The organism is Pelovirga terrestris, from assembly GCF_014773365.1.
Classification (GTDB): domain Bacteria; phylum Desulfobacterota; class Desulfuromonadia; order Desulfuromonadales; family Geopsychrobacteraceae; genus Pelovirga; species Pelovirga terrestris.
This window is the reverse complement of the sequence record NZ_JACWUN010000005.1, coordinates 12,642-32,908: the sequence shown is the minus strand read 5'-3', so window position 1 is coordinate 32,908 and position 20,267 is coordinate 12,642. Positions and strand designations below refer to the sequence as shown.

20 protein-coding genes and 1 tRNA gene are annotated in these 20,267 nt (G+C 52.7%); 13 read left to right on the top strand and 8 right to left on the bottom strand.

Features of this window, described 5'->3' with window-relative positions; genetic code table 11:
- Window positions 1–140: 140 nt before the first annotated feature.
- The 3 genes from ICT70_RS05505 to phnD are packed head-to-tail and all read right to left on the bottom strand — an operon-like array spanning window position 141 to window position 3,851.
- Window positions 141–1,484: a sigma-54-dependent transcriptional regulator gene (locus tag ICT70_RS05505; protein WP_191154402.1), complete on the bottom strand. Its 1,344-nt coding sequence runs from the start codon at window positions 1,482–1,484 to the stop codon at window positions 141–143.
- Window positions 1,477–2,964, bottom strand: a complete 1,488-nt coding sequence (locus ICT70_RS05500) for a sensor histidine kinase (RefSeq protein ID WP_191154401.1) — start codon at window positions 2,962–2,964, stop codon at window positions 1,477–1,479. Before ICT70_RS05500 ends, ICT70_RS05505 begins: the two co-directional genes overlap by 8 nt.
- Entirely contained in the window at window positions 2,964–3,851 is an 888-nt protein-coding gene (gene phnD / locus ICT70_RS05495) for a phosphate/phosphite/phosphonate ABC transporter substrate-binding protein (RefSeq protein ID WP_191154400.1), read from the bottom strand. Before phnD ends, ICT70_RS05500 begins: the two co-directional genes overlap by 1 nt.
- A gap of 197 nt (window positions 3,852–4,048) precedes the next feature.
- On the opposite strand from phnD, the gene ispE reads away from it, so the two are divergent.
- The 11 genes from ispE (at window position 4,049) to ICT70_RS05440 (ending at window position 12,922) form a co-directional block, all read left to right on the top strand.
- On the top strand, window positions 4,049–4,924 hold the full coding sequence (gene ispE, locus ICT70_RS05490; RefSeq protein ID WP_224746849.1) for a 4-(cytidine 5'-diphospho)-2-C-methyl-D-erythritol kinase: 876 nt from the start codon (window positions 4,049–4,051) through the stop codon (window positions 4,922–4,924).
- Between the two features lie 103 nt (window positions 4,925–5,027).
- Window positions 5,028–5,102: transfer RNA gene (locus tag ICT70_RS05485), tRNA-Gln, on the top strand.
- 232 nt (window positions 5,103–5,334) lie between these two features.
- On the top strand, window positions 5,335–6,267 hold the full coding sequence (locus ICT70_RS05480; protein WP_224746857.1) for a ribose-phosphate pyrophosphokinase: 933 nt from the start codon (window positions 5,335–5,337) through the stop codon (window positions 6,265–6,267).
- A 61-nt stretch (window positions 6,268–6,328) separates the two neighbouring features.
- Window positions 6,329–6,937 carry a 50S ribosomal protein L25 gene (locus ICT70_RS05475; RefSeq protein WP_191154398.1) on the top strand — a complete coding sequence of 203 codons (609 nt, stop codon included), beginning with the start codon at window positions 6,329–6,331 and terminating at the stop codon, window positions 6,935–6,937.
- Window positions 6,938–6,976: 39 nt separating this feature from the next.
- Complete coding sequence (gene pth / locus ICT70_RS05470) at window positions 6,977–7,555, top strand: aminoacyl-tRNA hydrolase (RefSeq protein WP_191154397.1); 579 nt, start codon at window positions 6,977–6,979, stop codon at window positions 7,553–7,555.
- 29 nt (window positions 7,556–7,584) lie between these two features.
- Window positions 7,585–9,600 carry a sodium-translocating pyrophosphatase gene (locus tag ICT70_RS05465; protein ID WP_191154396.1) on the top strand — a complete coding sequence of 672 codons (2,016 nt, stop codon included), beginning with the start codon at window positions 7,585–7,587 and terminating at the stop codon, window positions 9,598–9,600.
- A 77-nt stretch (window positions 9,601–9,677) separates the two neighbouring features.
- Window positions 9,678–10,772, top strand: coding sequence for a redox-regulated ATPase YchF (gene ychF / locus ICT70_RS05460; RefSeq protein ID WP_191154395.1), 1,095 nt, complete (start codon window positions 9,678–9,680; stop codon window positions 10,770–10,772).
- 141 nt (window positions 10,773–10,913) lie between these two features.
- Window positions 10,914–11,285: a 30S ribosomal protein S6 gene (rpsF, locus tag ICT70_RS05455; protein WP_191154394.1), complete on the top strand. Its 372-nt coding sequence runs from the start codon at window positions 10,914–10,916 to the stop codon at window positions 11,283–11,285.
- Between the two features lie 29 nt (window positions 11,286–11,314).
- A complete protein-coding gene (rpsR, locus tag ICT70_RS05450) occupies window positions 11,315–11,584 on the top strand; it encodes a 30S ribosomal protein S18 (protein ID WP_191154393.1) in 270 nt (89 codons plus the stop codon).
- Window positions 11,585–11,653: 69 nt separating this feature from the next.
- Window positions 11,654–12,109 carry a 50S ribosomal protein L9 gene (gene rplI, locus ICT70_RS05445; RefSeq protein WP_191154392.1) on the top strand — a complete coding sequence of 152 codons (456 nt, stop codon included), beginning with the start codon at window positions 11,654–11,656 and terminating at the stop codon, window positions 12,107–12,109.
- A 156-nt stretch (window positions 12,110–12,265) separates the two neighbouring features.
- Window positions 12,266–12,922 carry a PilZ domain-containing protein gene (locus ICT70_RS05440; protein ID WP_224746847.1) on the top strand — a complete coding sequence of 219 codons (657 nt, stop codon included), beginning with the start codon at window positions 12,266–12,268 and terminating at the stop codon, window positions 12,920–12,922.
- An 88-nt stretch (window positions 12,923–13,010) separates the two neighbouring features.
- Here ICT70_RS05440 and ICT70_RS05435 read toward each other — a convergent pair whose 3' ends face one another.
- The 4 genes from ICT70_RS05435 to ICT70_RS05420 are packed head-to-tail and all read right to left on the bottom strand — an operon-like array spanning window position 13,011 to window position 16,196.
- Entirely contained in the window at window positions 13,011–13,253 is a 243-nt protein-coding gene (locus ICT70_RS05435) for a hypothetical protein (protein WP_191154390.1), read from the bottom strand.
- 12 nt (window positions 13,254–13,265) lie between these two features.
- The gene (locus ICT70_RS05430) at window positions 13,266–14,264 is read right to left on the bottom strand and encodes an ATP-binding cassette domain-containing protein (RefSeq protein WP_191154389.1); all 999 of its coding nucleotides are present in this window, start codon (window positions 14,262–14,264) and stop codon (window positions 13,266–13,268) included.
- Window positions 14,261–14,956: a GTP-binding protein gene (locus ICT70_RS05425; RefSeq protein ID WP_191154388.1), complete on the bottom strand. Its 696-nt coding sequence runs from the start codon at window positions 14,954–14,956 to the stop codon at window positions 14,261–14,263. The genes ICT70_RS05430 and ICT70_RS05425 overlap by 4 nt, the downstream gene beginning before the upstream one ends.
- 1 nt (window position 14,957) lies before the next feature.
- Window positions 14,958–16,196: an ABC transporter substrate-binding protein gene (locus ICT70_RS05420; RefSeq protein WP_191154387.1), complete on the bottom strand. Its 1,239-nt coding sequence runs from the start codon at window positions 16,194–16,196 to the stop codon at window positions 14,958–14,960.
- A 248-nt stretch (window positions 16,197–16,444) separates the two neighbouring features.
- Between ICT70_RS05420 and ICT70_RS05415 the strand changes: the two genes are divergently transcribed.
- Both ICT70_RS05415 and dnaB read left to right on the top strand, forming a co-directional pair.
- The gene (locus ICT70_RS05415) at window positions 16,445–16,840 is read left to right on the top strand and encodes a phosphoribosyl-AMP cyclohydrolase (RefSeq protein WP_191154386.1); all 396 of its coding nucleotides are present in this window, start codon (window positions 16,445–16,447) and stop codon (window positions 16,838–16,840) included.
- Window positions 16,841–17,419: 579 nt separating this feature from the next.
- Window positions 17,420–18,790: a replicative DNA helicase gene (gene dnaB / locus ICT70_RS05410; protein WP_191154385.1), complete on the top strand. Its 1,371-nt coding sequence runs from the start codon at window positions 17,420–17,422 to the stop codon at window positions 18,788–18,790.
- Between the two features lie 12 nt (window positions 18,791–18,802).
- Here dnaB and ICT70_RS05405 read toward each other — a convergent pair whose 3' ends face one another.
- Window positions 18,803–20,263, bottom strand: a complete 1,461-nt coding sequence (locus tag ICT70_RS05405) for a sigma-54-dependent transcriptional regulator (protein ID WP_337906699.1) — start codon at window positions 20,261–20,263, stop codon at window positions 18,803–18,805.
- Between the last annotated feature and the right edge of the window lie 4 nt (window positions 20,264–20,267).

Below are 20,267 nucleotides of genomic sequence, written 5' to 3'. Positions count from 1 at the left end.
ATGTATACACTGTTACCGGGCGGTAACAATTCACTAATGGTAACGCAGTTTTTTATGCTGCGATTTCGGCCAGCCAAATAGTTGGTTGATTTTTTTTGGAAAAATCAATGGTGCGCAAAGTATAGCCGCTTGTGGGGAACTTACAGGGCGAGTTTTTCCCACAGGGATTTGCGCGATATCTTCAAACGTTGAGCTGCGGCGGTGCGATTCCCCCCCTCCTCATTAAGAACCCGGGTAATAAATCTCAGTTCAAAATCGCGGATGGCTTCGCGCAACGGCAGATCGGTGCGAAAGCACTGGATGATGTCGCCATTGTTGCCACCGGATTGACGCAATGGCTCGGGTAACATGCCGGGGGTAATCTCTTTGCCGGGAGCGAGAACCTGTAGTCGTTCAATCAGATTTTCCAGCTCACGGACGTTGCCGGGCAGGGGGCAGTTCTTTAGCCGTTCGTAGGTTTCGATGCTGAGCTGAATCGGCTCTTTGTTGTAGCGGGAAGCATACTTGTCGATAAAATGGGCAATCAGCAAGGGAATATCCTCGCGCCGTTGCCGCAGCGGCGGTAGATGTAGCGGGACGACATTGAGACGGTAGAAAAAGTCCTCACGGATACTGCCTTCGTCGCGCAGTTCAGCCAGGTTGCGATGGGTGGCGGCAATCAGGCGGAAGTCGACCTTGATCGGCTTTTCGCTCCCTAAGCGGCGGATCACGCCGTCCTGTAGGACACGCAACAGCTTGACCTGCATCGACTGCGGGATTTCACCGACTTCATCCAGAAACAGGGTACCGCCATGGGCCTGCTCCAGGTAGCCTCGGCGTACCTGGTCGGCGCCGGTAAAGGCGCCCCGTTCGGTGCCGAAAAGTTCCGATTCGAGCAACGTTTCCGGGATCGCTCCGCAATTGACCTTAACCAGCGGTTTGTCACGCCGCAAGCTGACGTGATGAATAAAATCGGCCGCCAGTTCCTTGCCGGTGCCGCTCTCACCCTGGAGCAGAATAGTGACATCGGTGGCGGCGGCGGTTTGTGCGGCGGTTAAAAACTTGCGCAACGCCTGGCTATCGCCAATCATCCCTGATGGCTGCTCGCGGCGACGCAGATCGCGGTTTTCAGCTTCTATCTGTTGGAGATGAAACAGACGTTTGAGCTTGAGTAACAACAGTTCGGTTCTAAAGGGTTTGGCCAGATAATCGTGAGCTCCCTTTTTGAGTGCATCGACAGCCGCTTCGACGGTGGCTTCGCCGGTCATCATCAGAATGGTGCAGTCAGGCTGCTGGTTGAGAATGACCTCAAGCAGTGACATGCCGCTGACATCGGGAAGGCGGATGTCGATCAGGGCCACCGGAAAACAGTGCTGCGTCAGCGCATCAACTGCCTGCTGACCATCCTTGGCGGGGATCACATCGTAGTTATGATCGCTGAGAACTTCGCTGAGCATCTCCAGATGGACTGGATCATCCTCCACCAGTAAAATCATTTTATTCATCAGTTGTGTCCGCATGTTTACTACAGGGAATAATCAGGGTGAAAACCGTGCGCTCCCCGATCCGTTGATAGTCAAGGGTGCCACCATGGTTTTCGGCAATGCCTCTGGAAATAGCAAGACCCATGCCAGAGCCTTTGCCGGCTTGCTTGGTGGTAAAGAAGGGTGTGAAAATTTCATCAATAATCTTTTCTGGAATGGCGGGACCGGTATTTTTAACCCGCAACAAATAACAACTATCTTGCCACTCTGCTATCAGCCTGACTTCCCCGTTGGCGCAGATAGCATTGGTGCAGGTAGCATCAATTGCATTCAGTACCAGGTTAAGTACGACCTGATGAATTTTGTCACGGTCGAGGGTGAGGGTGGCCGGTGGACAACGGTTTTCGGTAATAAAGTGGCAATTGATCCCTTGGGCCGCCATGCGCGAGACCGTTGCCAGGTCTTCGAAAAAGCTGTCACTGTTAACCGGTTTGGGATTAATAGTGCCGGCGCGTGAAAGGTCGGAGAGTTGGCCGACGATTCTGCCGATGCGCTCGATGCTCTGACGGACCCGGCCAACATAACGTTCGGTCGCTGGGCCCCCTTTTTGTTCGATCTGATAAAGAGCCCCTTCGATGCCGGCCAGAGGGTTGTTAACTTCGTGGGCCACTCCGGAAACGATACGACCGATAGCGGCGATCCGTTCGTTTTCGAGCATCCGGTTCATCGAGGTGATACGTTCAGCTTCGCTGCGGTTGAGACGTTCGAGCATGGCGCTGAAACTTTTTTGCAGCTGGCCAATTTCGTCATTACGGTAAGCATTGATGGTGAGATTGCTCGAATCTTTGCCAACATGTTCCATGCGGTCAGTTAAGGCCATGATCGGTCGGGCCAGCCAGGTGCCGATGATCCAGTAAATCAACAGAGCCCCGATGGAAAAAAATCCGGAAAATAGAAAAATCTGCTGTTCCAGCCGCCCAATTGCGGCATAGGCCGGTTCCATGGAAATCCCGACGCGCAAAGACCCCCAGCGTTTGCCGGCAATTGCCAATGGCATGGCCAGATCCGCAACCCGCTCCCCCTCCAAAAGAATATCGGTTTGGCGGAAGGTGTCTGCAGCCAGGGCCGTGCGACTCAATGGACTATCATAGATAGTGCCGAATTCGGCAAGGCGGTTGTGAGCAAGGACTCGGCCATGTTCATCCAGAACAAAAGCGTAGCGGATCTGAAGGCGCGGCGTCGCCATGATTTCACTGACAAAATTATCTAGTAACCCGCCTTCGCTGATAATGCCGAGTTCCTCGTAAAGCAGGGCGTTGATCACGGGAATCGCCATGGTTGTAACGAGAATTTCCCCTTCACGCGTAAGGGTTTCCAGCAGAGAAATACGCTCGCGTTGCCAGGTCCAGCCACCCCAGATGGCTGACGAGCCGAGGGTTAGGATAACGGCGACCACCATGAAGCGGACACGCAGACTGAAAAAAGGGAGTTGGCGCGGCATCAGTGACATCCTAATCCGCAGCCGGTTTTGTTGTTGCTGGTAAGGTCAAAAATCAATTGATAATCATCAATAGCGGCGGGGACAAAGCCGTGGGAAAATTCCGGATCCCAGCGGATCAGCTCCTGCCCGATGCGTGGATCATCAGGATCAATCGCCAGCAGCGCCATTTTCAGAGCAGTTACCAGCTCTTCCGGCGCATCTTTACGCACAACGATGGGGACCGACGGAATTGGGTCGGAGATGGAGAGGAAACGCAAGCCGTGCTCGCGGTAGCGCAGAGCCACTACATCCTTGACCGCACCAGCGTCAACATTGCCTTTGAGCACCGCTTTAGCGACGGCATCATGGGATTCAAGATGCTGGTAAGATGAAAAGTCATCCAGCTCAATACCATGAAGCTTGAGGTGATGATAGGGTATCAGCTTGCCTGAGGTGGAATGATAATCGCCAAAAGCAAAGTGTTTACCTTTGAGGGTTTCCAGTGATTGGATCGAGCTGTCCTCTCGCACAATGATATAACTATGATAGTACGCTTCCCGATCTGCGTTGAGGGGTTTGAGGATAGGCTCCGCTCCAAACTTCTGATGGGCTTCAGCGAAAGTAACATCCCCGAGGGAGGCCACGGGTGTAGTACCGTTTTGCAGGAATTCAACAGCCTCGTGATAGTTGCGCGAAAGTTTCAGCTCAAAGCGGTAAGGGGTGTTGGCGGTCAGATAATCCATCATCGGTTGGTAGGAGCGGTACATAATGATCGGATTGTAGCGAGGAATAACCCCGAAATAGATGACTTGTTTGTCCGTTGCCGCTAACGGAGTTTGAGTAAAAACCGGGGCGGTTGCTAAAAATAAGGTGACCAGGACGATGCCAAGGACAATGGGCCTGTTCATAGTAAATTCTGTCTCCGTAAGCAGGATGGCTGGAGTATTTCCAGAGCACGTATCTATATGCGGATGTTTTTGAGCACAGGTTGGTTCACGATTCTAGCAGGAGTCGTTGCTAAAAACAGGTTTTTTTGTCAGCAACTTTTTAATCCCTTTTCTTGACTGTGCGACCGCAATCGGGTGAAAGTTGATCTTCCTTTTAAATGAAGATTCTGAGTCAGGTTAATATGATGCACAACCAAATAAGAGTTAATTCCCCGGCAAAAATCAATCTCTGTTTGCACGTGCTGGGGCGATATGAGAATGGCTATCATGCGTTAGCGATGGCGATGCAGCGGGTTGATTTGTGCGATCAAGTTGATATCCGTATTACCAGGGCTAAGGGAGTGACGGTACATTGTGATGGTTTGGCGCTGGCACCTGGTGAGGACAATATTGCTGTCCGAGCGGCTCATGTGCTCCTTGCCGACGCACGGCTTGATGTCGGTATCGAGATCCAGATCGATAAGCGCATTCCGGTTGCTGCCGGTCTTGGTGGAGGGTCATCAAATGCGGCAACCGTGTTGCTGGCATTAAACGCCATGCTTGAACTGAATATGACGAATCAACGGTTGCAGCAGCTGGGTGCGCAGCTGGGGGCTGATGTTCCTTTTTTCGTTTTTCAACGGCCGGCCTGGGCCACCGGCACAGGAACCGACTTGGCGCCTTTGCCCCCCCTGCCGGACGTGGCATACCTGTTGGTCAATCCCGGAATAAGCGTATCGACGGCCGAAGTTTATCAAAGTTTACAGTTGACAAAGGGTGGTGAACTGGCTAACCTTCCGAGGTTTTCTGTAGTGACTAAGGAGGACCTGTGTGCGGCCCTGCATAACGATCTGGAGCGGGTCACCCTGAAACGTCACCCGCTGTTACAGCAGATCAAGCAGCGCCTGCTGCAGCTGGGCGCCCGTGGGGCGCTGATGTCAGGTAGTGGTGCAACCCTGTTCGGGGTGTTTGATGCGCTCGGCCAGGCGCAAAGCGCCGCTGATATTCTGGCCGCGGAAACCGACTGGTGGACCTGCCCGGTGTCACCACTGTAGTTTTTGGTTGCGCAGGAACCAGACAATGATATTCATATGAAGCGGTGCCGGTTTTGACCGGCTTCATTTGTTTTTTTGGTTACAAGATCGGCAGGCTGTTTATTGGGGCGTCGCCAAGCGGTAAGGCACCGGATTTTGATTCCGGCATTCCCAGGTTCGAATCCTGGCGCCCCAGCCACTTAACATGGTCGTTGACCGGTCGTTTCGCCGGGATTCGAAGCGGAGCGAACGCTGACTTGATGTCAGAAGAGCGGCCATGGATGGCCGCGGAAGTGAGCGCAGGGGAGCCGACGCAGGAGCCGCCGTGATGGCGGTGACGTAGTGGGTGAAGCCTGGCGCCCCAGCCACTTAACAAGGTTTCAAAGGTTTCGACGCACGTCGATATGGAAGAAGGGTTTTGATTCGTGGGAATGATCAAAGTTTTTACCGGCAACTCCAATGAGCCCCTGGCTCATGACATCTGCCGCCACCTCTCGGTAAATCTCGGCAACGCCAAGGTCAAGACTTTTTCTGACGGAGAAGTCCTGGTTGAAATCAATGATAACGTGCGTGGCCGTGATGTCTACGTTATTCAGTCAACCTGTTCCCCGGCGAATAATAATCTGATGGAATTGCTGGTCATGACCGACGCCCTGAAGCGGGCTTCTGCCGCTCGCATCAATGCGGTTGTTCCTTATTTCGGTTACGCCCGTCAGGATCGTAAGGTTGCTCCGCGAGCGCCGATTACGGCTAAGCTCGTTGCGGACCTGCTGTCGGTGGCAGGCATCGATCGGTTGTTGACCATTGATCTGCATGCCGGTCAGATTCAGGGTTTTTTTGATATCCCCGTCGATCATCTGTATGCCGCACCGGTTATGCTTGAAGAAATCCGCCGTTTGAATCTTGGTGAGCTGGTGATCGTTTCGCCTGATGCCGGGGGCACCGAACGTGCTCGTGCCTTTGCCAAACGCCTTGATGCCGGATTGGCTATTATCGACAAACGCCGCAGTGGTCCTAATGTCTCTGAAGTCATGCATATTATCGGGGATGTTAAAGGCAAGGTTTGCGCTATTGTCGATGACATGATCGATACTGCCGGTACCCTTTGTACGGCTGCGACGGCATTGCAGGACCAGGGAGCAACAGCGGTTTATGCCTTCGCTACTCATGGGGTTCTGTCCGGCCCGGCGTTGGAACGGATTGCTGAAAGTCCGCTTAAAAAGGTTTTTGTTACTGATACCATTCCAATTAAGGAAAAACTGAACAAGTGCGACACCCTGCAAGGGGTGTCCGTCAGTTACCTGCTGGCTGAAGCGATCCGCCGCATTCACAATGCGGAATCGGTCAGTTCGCTGTTTGTATAATTAATAGAATAGAGATGTAATTAGCGTATACGAGTAACCAATTTATACGGAGGACGAATAGATGGCTCAGGTAGTTCTGGAAGTAGAAGCACGCGAGAATGCAGGCAAAGGTTTTGCGAGGAGATTGCGGGCTGCAGGTAAGGTCCCTGCAGTGGTCTATGGCAAAGGGATGGATGCGACAATGGTTGCGGTTGACCCGAAGGCATTGCACAAGGCTGTATCTGGCGAAGCCGGCTGGAACACTCTGTTGACTCTGTCGGGGGCCGGACTCGACAAGAAGGTTGTTGTGCTGCGCGATGCCCAGATCCATGCGCTGCGCCGCGATATGCTCAGTGTCGACTTCCATGCGATTAACCTCAAGGAAAAAGGGCACTTCATGGTACCGGTCAACCTTGTGGGGATTTCCAAGGGGCAGAAGATGGGGGGCTCAACCCAGTTGATCAGAAAAGAACTTGAGGTTGCCTGTCTGCCGACCGAAGTTCCACAGTCGATTGACATCGATATCGAAGCGCTGGACATTGGTGACACCGTTCATATTCAGGACGTCACCGTCCCTGCCGGCGTTGAGCTGGTCCATGATGTCAATTTTACCGTTGTGACTGTTATCGGTCATAGTGCCGAGGAAGAAAGTGACGAGGAAGCTGAAGTTGCAGAAAGTGATGAAGACTAACTTCACTGCAGCTGCAACCATCGCCCAAGGATATTGCAAGTGAAGCTGCTTGTCGGTCTCGGTAATTATGGTTCAGAATATGCGACAACCCGGCACAACATCGGCTTTATGGTGGCGGAACTGGTTGCCGGGCGTTTTGGAATTGCCCTGAAAAAAAAAGGTTACCAGGGGATATACGGAGTTGGAGCGGTTGCTTCACAGCAAACCACCATCATTCTCCCCCAGACTTATATGAATCGCAGTGGCGCTTGCGTCCATGCTGCCAGTAGTGCACTGAGCGTTGATCCTGCTGATATTGTCGTGATTTACGACGATCTCGATCTGCTTTTCGGGCGGATCAAGATCAGCAAGGTAGGTGGACATGGCGGCCACAACGGGATCCGGGATGTTATCTGCGCTTTAGACCGCCGCGATTTTGTTCGCCTGCGTATCGGCATTGGTAAGCCGGAGCACGGAGATGTAACCCGTCATGTGCTCGGTCCTTTTAGCTCGACGGAACGCGTCGGGCTGCCCGCCTTGGTCGCGGCTGCTGCAGATGCAGCTGAATTGATCATCGCCGGCGGGGTGGCTGCCGCCATGAATAAATTTAACGGTTTCAATCTGGAAGACAATCTTTAACCCCTTATCAGACGAAAGAGGCGAGACGAATGCAACTGCAAGCATGGGCCCCCATACTCGGGGTGATCGGTTTTGTGATCGCGCTGGTGATCTACAACAACGTTAAATCCCAACCTGTGGGCAATGACAGGATGCGTGAGATATCTGAAGATATCCACAGAGGTGCCATGGCCTTCTTGAACCGCGAATATCGCGCCCTGGCCATTTTTATTGTGGTGGTTTTTGTGTTGATTGCCGTTGCCATGAGCATCCACAGTGCTCTGGCTTTTGTTGGCGGCGCTTTGTGTTCCATGACCTGCGGGTTTATCGGCATGAAGGCCGCAACCCGGGCCAATGTCAGAACCTCAGAAGCTGCCCGTGCCCACGGTCAGGCGCGTGCCTTGGAGGTTTCCTTCAACGGTGGCGCGGTTATGGGTCTTGCTGTCGCCTCTCTGGGTCTGGTTGGTGTTGGTATCGCTTACATTTTTTATGGTGGCGATGTTGAGAGCGCTAAACATATCAGCGGCTTTGCCATGGGCGCCTCATCTATTGCGCTGTTCGCTCGGGTTGGTGGTGGTATTTATACCAAGGCTGCTGATGTCGGTTCTGACCTGGTGGGTAAGGTCGAGGCCGGCATTCCCGAAGATGACCCGCGTAACCCCGGTGTTATTGCTGATAACGTTGGTGACTGTGTTGGCGATACCGCTGGTATGGGTGCTGACATTTTTGAATCCTATGTTGGTTCCATCATCGCAACGATGGCCATTGCCGCTGCTGCCAGCCCGCTGTTGCTTACCAAGCTTGGCTCCGGTGCCAATGTTCAGGCGGCTGCCATGCTGTTGCCGTTAGCACTGGCAATGATTGGTTTGGTCTTCTCAGTCATCGGTATTTTCTCGATGCGTTTTCTCAAGTCAATGGACCCCGCCAAAGCGTTGCACTATACAACCTTTGTTGCCGCTGGTGGTTTCTTGATTGCGGCATTCATCTACATCAAAGCCGCCGGGCTCAATGCCGGTATCTTCTGGGCCATCCTCATCGGTAGCCTTGCCGGTATCGCTATCGGTCAGATTACCGAATACTACACCGCTCATGGCCCGGTAAAACGGATTGCTGAAGCCAGTAAAACCGGTCCGGCAACCAACATCATTCATGGCTTGGCGATCGGTCTTGAATCCGCGGTTCTGCCGGTATTGATTATTGCCTTTGCCATCTTTGTAGCGAACGCTTTTGCTGGTCTCTATGGTATCGGTATCGCTGCGGTCGGCATGCTGGCAACGGTTGGTGTCACCATGACGGTGGATGCCTACGGCCCGATCGCCGATAATGCCGGCGGTATCTCGGAAATGGCTGGTCTCGGACCGGACGTGCGTAAAATCACTGACGGGCTCGATGCTATCGGTAACACCACTGCCGCAATCGGTAAAGGTTTTGCTATCGGTTCTGCCGCGCTGACAGCCCTGGCGCTGTTTTCTGCCTATGCCACAACGGTTGGTCTTGAATCAATCAACTTGATCGAGCCGATGGTGGTTATCGGTCTGTTGGTTGGTGGTTCTCTGCCGTTTTTGATTGGTGCCATGACCATGACCAGCGTCGGCCGTGCTGCCGGTGCTATGGTTGACGAGATCCGTCGTCAGTTCCGTGAAATTCCCGGCTTGCTGGAAGGCAAGGAAGGGGCCAAGCCTGATTCTCAGAAGTGTATCGATATCTCGGCCAAGGCGGCTCTAAGGGAGATGATTCTTCCTGGTGTGGTCGCTGTTGCTGCGCCGGTGCTGGTTGGATTTATCCTTGGAAAGGAAGCTCTCGGCGGCATGCTGGCCGGTGCGACTCTGGCCGGTGTGCTGTTGGCGTTGTTCATGTCCAACGGTGGAGGCGCATGGGATAACGCCAAAAAATATATTGAAAGCGGTCAGCTTGAAGGCGAAGGAAAGGGCGGCGAAGCCCATGCTGCTGCAGTTATTGGCGATACCGTCGGGGATCCGCTGAAAGACACCTCCGGTCCGTCAATGAACATTCTGATCAAACTGATGAGTGTTGTGTCGCTGGTTATTGCGCCGCTGCTTATCTGACCAGTAGCATCAACAGATAGATGATCTGATAGCCGGAGCGCATGCTTCGGCTATCAGTTTTTTGAGGATAAAAAAACATGGGGTTTAAATGTGGAATAGTCGGACTTCCTAACGTTGGAAAATCGACCATATTCAATGCGATTACCGCTGCCGGTGCTGAATCTGCCAACTATCCTTTTTGTACGATTGAACCGAATGTCGGCATGGTCGCCGTCCCTGATCCGCGGCTGGACGAACTGGCAAGATTGGTGAAACCCAAAGAGATTGTGCCGACGGTGATGGAGTTCGTCGATATCGCCGGTCTGGTGAAGGGAGCCAGTCGTGGTGAAGGTCTGGGAAATCAGTTCCTCGGCCATATCCGTCAGGTCGACGCTATTGCCCATGTCGTGCGTTGCTTTGAAGATGATAACGTTGTTCATGTTGATGGCAGTATCGATCCGCTGCGCGACATTGAAGTGATTCAGACCGAACTGAATCTCGCTGATCTGGACAGCGTCGACAGGCGTATTCAACGCAGCAGTAAGCAGGCCAGAAGTGGTGATAAAAAGCTGCAAGCCGAGGTTACGGTCCTTGAAAAAATAGCCAAAGCCCTCAACCGGGGATTGCCGGCACGTTCGGTGGTTCTTGAAAAGGATGAACAGTTGCTGATCAGGGATCTTCACCTGATCACGGTAAAACCGGTTCTGTATCTCGCCAATGTCGCAGAGGATGATCTTGGAGGGACCCACCCTTTTGTCGCTCAAGTGCGTGAACACGCCGCCGCTGAAGGAGCAGAGATGCTGACCTTATGCGGTAAGATAGAGGCGGAAATCGCTGAACTGGATCAGGATGAAAAGGTCGATTTCCTTTCGGAATTAGGACTTGAAAACTCGGGGCTTGACCGGATGATCCACGCCGGTTATCGCTTGCTTGGTCTGATCACCTATTTCACCGCCGGACCTAAGGAAGTGCGGGCCTGGACGGTCTCAGCCGGGGCGACTGCGCCTCAGGCTGCCGGAGTGATTCACAGTGATTTTGAAAAGGGATTTATCCGTGCTGAGGTCACCGCCTATCAGGACTACGTCAGGTCCGGTGGCGAAACGGGCGCCAGGGAAAAGGGGCTGTTGCGCCTAGAGGGTAAAAATTATCGGGTTGTTGATGGTGACGTGATGCATTTTCGTTTTAATGTCTGATGCCATGATCAGGATAAAAGTACTTGTAATAGCGCGGGTTGCGTGATAGAAACTTTGGTTCTGCGGATTCATGGTGAATCTGCACCATTCCTTGCTCCGGGATATGCTCGGGGCTGTTAGTCCGAAAGGGGTAAATGCTCAATGAGAAACTATGAGTCACTTTACATCGTTCATCCGGAGGTTGTTGGCGACGAGCTGACGGCAATGGTGGACAAATTCCAGAAAATTCTCAATGATCAGCAGGCTGAGATTGTCAAGATCGATAATTGGGGTGTGCGTAAGCTTGCTTATCCGATTAAAAAGGTTGAGCGTGGCAACTACGTCCAGGTGTTGTTCAGCGCCGGACCAGAGGTTGTGGCCGAGTATGAACGTCGTCTCCGGTTGGATGAGCAGATTCTGCGCTTTCTGACCGTGCGCCTGGATCGCGATTTCACCGCAGAAGTAGCTGAACCCGCTGCACAGGTTAGGGCTGACGATGATGATGACGATTTCAACGAAGACGACGAAGAATAACGACAACAACTGATTCAGGAGAATATAGTATGGCTAGTGAAAATCCAGGACGTCCCGGTTCCTCAGCACCTCGCCGCCGCTTTGGCCGCCGCAAGATTTGCCGTTACTGTGCCGACAAAGGTGCAAAAATTGATTACAAAGATGTCGACAGCTTGCGTTACTACCTGTCGGAGCGTGGCAAGATCGTGCCCCGCCGGATCTCGGGTACCTGTGCGACCCATCAGCGCCATATTGCCGATGCCATCAAAAATGCCCGGCAGATTGCTCTGTTGCCCTATACCAACTCACATTCCGTGTGATTGGGTCTCACCGGGCGCTGATCAACGATCCGCACCGCTCATCATACGTTTAAGCTACGGAGAAAATAGATGAATACAGATGTGATTCTGCGAGAAAATGTCGATGGCCTCGGGACCATCGGTGATATTATCAGTGTAAAGGCCGGTTACGCCAGAAACTATCTGGTGCCCCAGGGGCTGGCCCACCTGGCCGATGCTCGTAATGTAAAGGAGCTTGAACATCAGAAGCGTCAACTTGCGCGTAAACTGGAAAAGGTCACCAACGATGCCAACGCCCTCAAGGCCCGGATTGAGAAGGTGATCTGTAACTTTACCCAGCGAGCCAGTGAAGAAGGCAAACTGTTTGGTTCGGTGACCTCCATGGATTTGGAAGCCAAGCTGGCCGATGCCGGAATCAGTATCGACCGCAAAAAAATTCAGCTTGGTGAACCGATCAAAACCCTCGGTGAACATCTGGTGAACATCAAGCTGGATGCCGGTGTTGTTGCTGGTCTGAAGATCGTGGTTGCGCCGGAAGAAGCTTGATCCCTGGCCGGACTTAAAATGTCGTTGCGAATCAAGGCTGCAGGGTATTTTTCCAGCGGCCTTTTTTCGTCTATGATAATGATATGGTTACAGTGCTGGTTAGACAATGAATGATTTCAGGATGGTTTGATCAGTGAAAGCGGGGCTGTCATGCTGATGATGAAATGTCCAAAATGTCAGAACTACATTCGTTCAGCTTTGCTTGCTGAGTTACAGGTGATCGTTTGTGACCAGTGCCAGACGCAGGTTCCGGTGGACAATGTCCTGATATCGTCTAACGGTTTTACCTTTGAACGCAACGATCTGCTGAAACGATTTTATCGCTACCGTAAGCTTCTAGATGAGGTGATTGAAGAGCGCAACACCATGAGTACCAAGGGTAGCGTCTCCGAAGTAAGCCTGCGTAGTATCGAAAAGTTCATGTCGGTGCTACAGGGGATGATGGCGGGGGCCAGGGATCACTATCGTTGTGAGTTTACCCGGCCCATCCAGGTCAGATTGCGCTATTTGCAACAGGAATGTGCCGGCTCGATCTACAACATGAGCATGGATGGTGCCTGCATTGAAACGGCCGGGAGAAATCCGCTGCCGCGGGTTAACGGGATTATCACCCTCAGTTTCCAACTGCCGCAACAGGATCACACCCATGTGATCACTGGTGAAGTCTGCTGGACCCAGAAAGGGGAGAGCGACGGTAACCGTGGACACCACTCAGGCGTGCGCTTCACCTATCTGGATGAGCCTTCCCGCGCTGTTCTCTGGCAGTTTATTTCGACCATGGCAAAGCAGAAATTGTCAGCAGAACAAAAATAGCCCCCCCCCTTTTTTCATTTATTACGGATAAAAAAAGGTCGGGCACACGCTCTTGCGCCAAGTCTCCCGACTGGTTGATTGGTCCAGTTTAATAGTCGATCCCCGCAGCTTGAATGCTTTTCGTATCATGAGCGTGGCAGGGTGTCACCCCGTAAACCATGCCGCAGTGCGGGCAGCGATATTCCAGAGTCGACATGGTGAAGTTCTGATCACAGCCACTACAAATGAGCTGAACCTCCTGCGGCAGGCTATGGTTGGAAAAGCCCATCATCCGTAATTTGTCCACCACCTTTGCGCCATCTCCTACCTGTCCTTGACAACCGTCGTGCATGTTATTTCTCCTCTAGAGTTGTTCCAACGTTTCGCCGGAGCGGATCCGGTTGCGTAGCGCCAGAAGTTGATTGTCCATTTCTTCCAGGCGCTGAAGATTACGGCGTTCCGCTTCGTTAGCCATGATGACCTTGGCAATTCCGCCGTTTTTGATCACCAGACGGCGATCACCCATTAGTGCCAGAATCGGATCATGGGTCGCCATCAGGACGATTTTTTCTTCACGAATCAATAAGTTCAGGGCTTTTTTTCGATCAATTCCAGCATTTTCGATTTCGTCAATCAGGGCAATAGGGGATTTGCTCAGGAATGCCATGTCGGCGATCATCAGTGCCCGCGACTGCCCACCACTAAGGGACGTAACCGGGGTGTCGGGACGGAACTGTTCCCCGGCCAACAAATTGGCCTGTTCCAGGATCTGGGCAACCTTCTCCTGGGGATTGGTCACCAGACGACTTTCGGCATGCATCTGGATGAATTCTTCAGCGCTCAGATCCATGACAAAATTCATGTTCTGTGATAATTGTGCCACCAGTTTGTGCTCGGTGGAAAAACGCCACTGGCTGTCCGGGACCTGGCCGTTAATCAGAATGTTGCGTCCGGTCGGGGTGTCCCCCTGGGCCACCCATTCAATGTCAGCCAGCAGCCGGCTTTTGCCCGACCCGGTGGGGCCGACAATGCAGGTGACTTCCCCCGGCTGCAGGATCAGTTCAAAATCTTCCGCTTCTCCTGATTTGTTGCGCCCCCCGATGATGGTCAGGGACTCGACCTTGTCGAGGGGTTTGCGCAGGGCCAGCATGCCGTTCAGAAAGTCATCGAGGCTGCGCTGAAGTTGCTCGCGGCTGAGGCCCAGATCCTCAAGCAGGTCCGGGTTGAGTTGGTCCAGATAGTGCTTAAGGCTGTTGTTGTCGGCGGCAATTGTTAGCCCAAACGAGGTGATAAAATCCTCAATATAGGGGTGTTCAGCCAGGGTCGCGGTCAATGGCTGTAGGTACAGTTCGGTCAGTCTCATGGTTTGTCCTCCATCTCCATTTTACGCACGTTGCCGGTTTGGTATTCATCGCCGATGCGGGTTTCACCGAGACAGTAGGAGCACAGGGCTGCCGGCATGGAGAAGCGCAAGGTTTTCCCTTTGAGAGTGTCGATGTTGGAGGCGGCTTCAAACAGACTGGTCAGTTCAAAAGCGCCCTGCCCGGTGATGCCGTTGATGTTCATGATCACGGCGCCGGGGTTGACCTGTTTAACGCGCGAGGCAAAGACTTCGCGTTCGGCCTGGGAGACGATATCCCCCTTGGTGATGACGACGATATCGGCGGATTTGAGCATCGGACCGATTTTGCGCGGCGTATTGACCCCGCTTAAGTTATCGATAACGCAGATGGCGGTAATGTCCTTGATGTGGGGAGAACAGCGGTTACACAAACCGGCACTTTCACTGATCAGGTATTCGCAGTCGTTTTCCCGCCCCCAGGTCACGCAAGCTTCGATATTGCTGACAAAATAGTGATCAGGGCACAGGGCGCCGGAGAGCCCTTTTTTTACCAGCACCCCTGTTTTCGCATAAAGGGTGTCATCGTCGGTCAACAAGCAGTCGAACTTGACTACCCCGATCTTGCGTTGCCGTTGTTGCAGGGCTTCAATCACCCGCAGGATCACCGAGGTTTTGCCGGCGGACGGTGGGCCGGAAACGGTTAGAAATCGCATATTATACTCCTTCGGTAAGGCCGAGAGCGTCTTCAAAAATCTGGTTGGTGTCAAGGATCAGAGCGCCGATGTCATGCTGATAGATGTAGTCCCAGCCAATCCATTTCCACGGATGCTCGACGTTGAGTCGGTTGTCCACTTCCGGGTGCAGGGAGGGGAACAGTCCTTTGTGGGCGAGAATGTCGCCGACCCCGCGACCGCTCAAGAACTCGGCGATCGGCCGGGTCTTGTTAAGGGTAGAACGCTTGGTCAACATGAATATCGGGCTGACCACGGCGCCATCCTCCGGCCAGATAATCTCAAGCCCTTCGACCATGCGCGCCATCTTGGTAAAAAAGTAGGGCATGATGGTGACGTAGGGTTTCTCCTCGCTGACCCGTTTGGCATTTTTCACCATCTGTGACGGATGCATCGATTTGAGCATGCAGCGACCGAGCTTTTTCACCCCTTCCTCGCCGTGCTCCTTATGGATCGCCAGCAGCAGGGCGTTAAACAGATCAAAGTCGCCGACCGGCAGGGCAACCTGCTGGGCGAATTCCGGTTCGAGCAGATCCGCCCAGGTGCGTGGAATCGGCAGATCGCCACGCACATCATGGTTGATCATAAAGACCGCAGCAACTGCGGCAACAATCGAGTAATCCCCCCTGGGATCACGGATATCAAGATCAGCAAAGTCCCGGTTGACCTCTTTACCACAGATGTCCTCAAAAACACCCTGATCTTTGAAACGGCCAATAGTTTGGTGATCGAAGAAGGTCTCAAAACCGGCAGAAATAAAGATATCGGGGAGTTTATCGGCATCTTTGATGCCGCGGATGTTGTCCGCAATCCAGTCGGCCCCAACCGAAGCTGCTTCGAGTTTGTAGCTGACTTTGTGGCCGGTTTTGGTAGTGAAGTCTTCGATAAACGCATCAAAACTTTCCAGTAATGGTAAGCGTACCGGACAGGGCAGCAATCCGGCAACCCGGATATCACCCTGGTCGTGATCGGTTTTTTTCATGGTAATGTCAGCCTGATGGGAGCTCAGGGCAATCTGATTTCGTAGTAGCGCGAGAAAATTGTCGAGATCATAATGTTTCATTGCAACGGCACGTTCCAACTTCAAAAAAGGTGCAACCGCGTTGCGCTGTTTTTCGTCACGGAGATTCTCAAACCCGTTGGCGACGAACACATCGAGGGTTTCGGGCCAGATGTCGAGAACCTCTTTTATCGTCATATCCTTGGTCAATAGTGGTGTCATGGTTGTTCTCCTTGGTAGATGTCGAGCTACTATAAGGGCGCCCATGAAATAATTAAATTGATTCAGGTCAAGAAGAAGATTTTTTTTGTTCATTGCGACGGGCTGGGCGTGAGAGGTTGATTTTGTGTTTTTTTGATAGGCCCGAAATTTGGTCATTTTTTAATAAAACTGTCCTTGAAGTTTTAAAGACTTGTTGGCAGAATGCGCGTGTTCAGCATTTTTTAATCTGAATAGGAGCTTTTGAATCTATGGGTACGAGCGGGCTGGAAGAGGGTCGTGAGTTGCTGATCGACTTTGCCAAGCGTGGAGGTATTGTCCCAGCAGTTGTTCAGGACATCACTGATGGCCGCATCTTGATGCTGGCCTATGTTAACCGCCAGGCGTTAGAGGTCACCCTGCAAAAAGGGATGGCGACCTTCTGGTCGACCTCGCGCAATGAGCTCTGGACCAAAGGCGAAACTTCCGGCGATTTTCTTAAAATTATCGATATTTATATCGATTGTGATCAGGATGCGCTGATCTACAGGGTTGAGCCCCAGGGTGGTGGTGCCTGTCACACCAGGGACCCAGCGTCGGGGCGAACACGTGTCAGTTGTTTTTATCGTAAACTCAACCCGGCAGATGGTAGCTTACAACCGGTCTGATCCTTTGCCGGCGCTCAGCATTGAAGTGACGAGTCCGCCGGCGGTAGAACAGGCAAAACAAGTGCCACGCGTCGCGCACGGAGATGCTGCCCTTGATGAAGATCGAGCACGTTAATAAGACCTGCCTGTACTGCACTCCTGCGCCGCTCTGATATTGATATCTTTCCCTTCCTTCGGCCTGACAACCGTACCAAACGCGCGGTTTTTGGTGAATGGCTTTTATGCTCGCTTAAGGATGGGGAACAGCGAAGAATCGCCGGTGCCACAGATCAGGACTGTAAACTGTTCTTTCTGAGCAAGATCGGGTGGCATCAAGTAATAATCAGAACCTGTTTTTTCGGATGGGTCATGACCGCTTTTTGTCGCCGTCCATGGCGACAAAAACCCTTGCCACAGGAGCCAAAGGTCCTACGCAAGGATAGCGCTGAATAGCTACGTTACAAACACGATTCTTTTGTCTCGGGTCGGTACCCATCAGTCAAATTGTAGGAGAGGGTCTGTTGCAGGACCCTCTTTTTGTTTTGTGCCGGTGCTTTTTCCTGTTATCTTGCCGACACTATCAGTTGCTGGGAGAAAAACATGTCCGAACCATCTTCACACCGTTTGCCGCCTCAGAATCTCGAAGCAGAAATGTCGGTTCTGGGCGGGGTGATGTTGGAAAACGAGGCGCTGAATCGTGCCCTGGAGGTCCTGGTCCCGAGTGATTTTTACCGAGAAAATCACCGTAAAATATTCAAGGCTCTGATTTGTTTATCCGAGCGCAATGAACCGGCTGACCTGGTGACCCTGACTGCTGAACTCAAAGCGCACCAGGAGCTCGATGCTGCCGGCGGCAGTGGGTATCTGGCAACCCTGGTCGATTATGTGCCGACCGCTGCCAACATTTCCTATTATTGCAAGCTGGTTAAGGAAAAAGCGGTGGCGCGCAAGCTGATTGAGGTTTCAACCGATATTGCTACCCAGGGGTACGATGGCGGTGATATGGAAGAGATTCTTGATCGCGCCGAAAAGGCCATCTTTGAGATTGCCGAAAACCGTACCCGTCCTTCCTACTTCCCGGTTCGGGAAATCCTTAAGGACACCTTTCGTACCATTGAGAAACTCTATGAGCGCAAGGAGCTGGTCACCGGGGTCCCCACCGGCTATCTTGACCTGGATAAAATGACCGCCGGTTTGCAGCCGAGTGACCTGATTATTATCGCTGCCCGACCTTCCATGGGGAAAACCGCCTTTGCCTTGAACCTGATCGAATATGCCACCACCCACGACGACAATCCGCTCCCGGCGGTGGTCTTTTCCCTGGAAATGAGCAAGGAGCAGCTGGTGCAGCGGATGCTCTGTTCGCTGGCCAAGGTTGATGCCGGACGCTTGCGGACCGGCCACCTGGGGGAATCGGATTGGCCCAAATTGACCATGGCGGCAGGCCAGCTCAGCGAAACCCAGATTTTCATTGATGATACCCCGGCGATTTCAGTCCTTGAGTTGCGTTCGAAGGCGCGACGCCTTAAGGCAGAGCATGGTCTGGGATTGGTTATTGTCGATTATCTGCAGTTGATGCGGGGGAGTAATCCGGAGAGCCGGCAGCAGGAGATCTCCGAGATTTCACGTTCTTTAAAGGCGTTGGCCAAAGAACTTTCGGTTCCGGTTGTTGCCTTGTCACAGCTCAACCGTTCGCTGGAAAGCCGGACCGACAAGCGTCCGGTCATGGCCGACCTGCGTGAATCGGGGGCGATTGAGCAGGATGCCGACGTTATCATGTTCATCTATCGTGAAACGGTTTACTGTGAAGATTGTAAGAGCCGCGATAAAACCTGTGACAAAGATCATGAGAAGGACGCAGAAATTATTGTCGGCAAGCAACGCAACGGGCCGATCGGTACCGTCCATCTGACCTTCCGTGGCGAGTTTACCCGTTTTGAAAATCAGGCGCGGCGCGAGGAGGGTTATTAGCGTCACCCGGCGCTAATCACCGTTGTTGCGCTTGACCTCAATCTTCAGCGTATTGATTTTTTTGCGCAGGGTATTGCGATTAATGCCCAGGATTTCTGCAGCACGCACCTGATTGCAGCGTGCCTTTTGCAGGACAATATTGATCAGCGGGCGTTCAATCTGATGGAGGACCATCTCATAGAGATTGTTCATCTCGGTTAAATCCATCTGCGCCAGGGAACTTTGTAGCTTGCGGCAGACCAGCGCCTCCAGTGAGTCCTCATTGGGATATGACCCTTTTCCGGGGTCCAGGTCAGGAAAATCGGTAGCTGTCAATACGTGATTCGGGCACAGCAGGGACGCTCGGTTGATGGTGTTTTCCAGCTCGCGGACATTGCCGGGCCAGTGATGGCCTTTGAGTAGTTCCAGAGCCTGCGGGCTGCATTCAATCGCATCAATACCAAAATCCTGGCGCGCTTTCTGAAGAAAAAAATCGACCAGGGCCGGGATGTCCTCCCGCCGCTCGCGTAGCGTCGGCAGTGCAATCGGGACAACGTTAAGGCGGTAATAGAGATCTTCGCGAAAGGTTTTTGCCTCGACCTGCTTGGTCATGTTTTGATTGGTGGCGGCGACAATCCGGACGTTGACCTTGATAATTTGCTGACCACCGGTACGGGTGATCTCCTTTTCCTGCAATACCCGCAACAACTTTGCCTGTAATTCCAACGGCATGTCACCGATCTCATCCAGAAAAAGGGTTCCCCCTTCAGCCTGCTCAAATTTCCCCGTTTTGCGATCGGTGGCACCGGTAAAGGCGCCCCGTTCATGACCAAATAGTTCGTTTTCAAGCAATTCTCGTGGAATGGCGGCACAATTCAGGGCAATGAAAGGTTTACCCAGGCGCGGGCTGTTCATGTGGATAGCGCGGGCGATCAGTTCCTTGCCGGTGCCGCTTTCGCCGGTAATCAGAACGGTGATATCAGAGCCGGCAACGCGGCCCAGGGTTTTGTATACACTCTGCATGGCCTGGCTGTTGCCGATGATGCTGCGGCCGAAGCTGTACTGGCTCTGAATTTCACGTTTAAGCTGATCGATCTGTTCGGTAACTTCTGCCGCGTTGGTTGCCTTGAAGATGATTGCGTCCAGCGCGCTCAGGTCGAAGGGCTTGGTCAGATAATCATAGGCGCCGTTCTTCATGGCAGTGACGGCATGTTCCATGGTCGCTTCGGCGGTCATGATGACGACCAGGGTGCTGGGGTGCTCTTCACGAATGAATTTAAGAACGTCGAGGCCGTTGGCGCCGGGCATTTTGATATCCAGGATAGCAAGATCGTAGTGACGTTCCTGCACCATCTTTCTGGCCTGATTGCCATCTTCGGCCACCTCGACATCGTACCCCTGTTTTTTCAGGGCCTTGGAGAGAACCCAGCGGATACTCTCTTCGTCATCAGCAACAAGAATGCGTGAAATAGCCATGGTTCTATGTTCCTTCATCAGG

Bases quoted from the DNA above. Each gene is read 5' to 3' on its own strand.
- ICT70_RS05505 (WP_191154402.1), bottom strand. From the start codon at position 1,484: ATGAATAAAATGATTTTACTGGTGGAGGATGATCCAGTCCATCTGGAG.
- ICT70_RS05500 (WP_191154401.1), bottom strand. From the start codon at position 2,964: ATGCCGCGCCAACTCCCTTTTTTCAGTCTGCGTGTCCGCTTCATGGTG.
- phnD (WP_191154400.1), bottom strand. From the start codon at position 3,851: ATGAACAGGCCCATTGTCCTTGGCATCGTCCTGGTCACCTTATTTTTA.
- ispE (WP_224746849.1), top strand. From the start codon at position 4,049: ATGAAGATTCTGAGTCAGGTTAATATGATGCACAACCAAATAAGAGTT.
- ICT70_RS05480 (WP_224746857.1), top strand. From the start codon at position 5,335: ATGATCAAAGTTTTTACCGGCAACTCCAATGAGCCCCTGGCTCATGAC.
- ICT70_RS05475 (WP_191154398.1), top strand. From the start codon at position 6,329: ATGGCTCAGGTAGTTCTGGAAGTAGAAGCACGCGAGAATGCAGGCAAA.
- ICT70_RS05465 (WP_191154396.1), top strand. From the start codon at position 7,585: ATGCAACTGCAAGCATGGGCCCCCATACTCGGGGTGATCGGTTTTGTG.
- ychF (WP_191154395.1), top strand. From the start codon at position 9,678: ATGGGGTTTAAATGTGGAATAGTCGGACTTCCTAACGTTGGAAAATCG.
- rpsF (WP_191154394.1), top strand. From the start codon at position 10,914: ATGAGAAACTATGAGTCACTTTACATCGTTCATCCGGAGGTTGTTGGC.
- rpsR (WP_191154393.1), top strand. From the start codon at position 11,315: ATGGCTAGTGAAAATCCAGGACGTCCCGGTTCCTCAGCACCTCGCCGC.
- rplI (WP_191154392.1), top strand. From the start codon at position 11,654: ATGAATACAGATGTGATTCTGCGAGAAAATGTCGATGGCCTCGGGACC.
- ICT70_RS05440 (WP_224746847.1), top strand. From the start codon at position 12,266: ATGATGAAATGTCCAAAATGTCAGAACTACATTCGTTCAGCTTTGCTT.
- ICT70_RS05435 (WP_191154390.1), bottom strand. From the start codon at position 13,253: ATGCACGACGGTTGTCAAGGACAGGTAGGAGATGGCGCAAAGGTGGTG.
- ICT70_RS05430 (WP_191154389.1), bottom strand. From the start codon at position 14,264: ATGAGACTGACCGAACTGTACCTACAGCCATTGACCGCGACCCTGGCT.
- ICT70_RS05425 (WP_191154388.1), bottom strand. From the start codon at position 14,956: ATGCGATTTCTAACCGTTTCCGGCCCACCGTCCGCCGGCAAAACCTCG.
- ICT70_RS05420 (WP_191154387.1), bottom strand. From the start codon at position 16,196: ATGACACCACTATTGACCAAGGATATGACGATAAAAGAGGTTCTCGAC.
- ICT70_RS05415 (WP_191154386.1), top strand. From the start codon at position 16,445: ATGGGTACGAGCGGGCTGGAAGAGGGTCGTGAGTTGCTGATCGACTTT.
- dnaB (WP_191154385.1), top strand. From the start codon at position 17,420: ATGTCCGAACCATCTTCACACCGTTTGCCGCCTCAGAATCTCGAAGCA.
- ICT70_RS05405 (WP_337906699.1), bottom strand. From the start codon at position 20,263: ATGAAGGAACATAGAACCATGGCTATTTCACGCATTCTTGTTGCTGAT.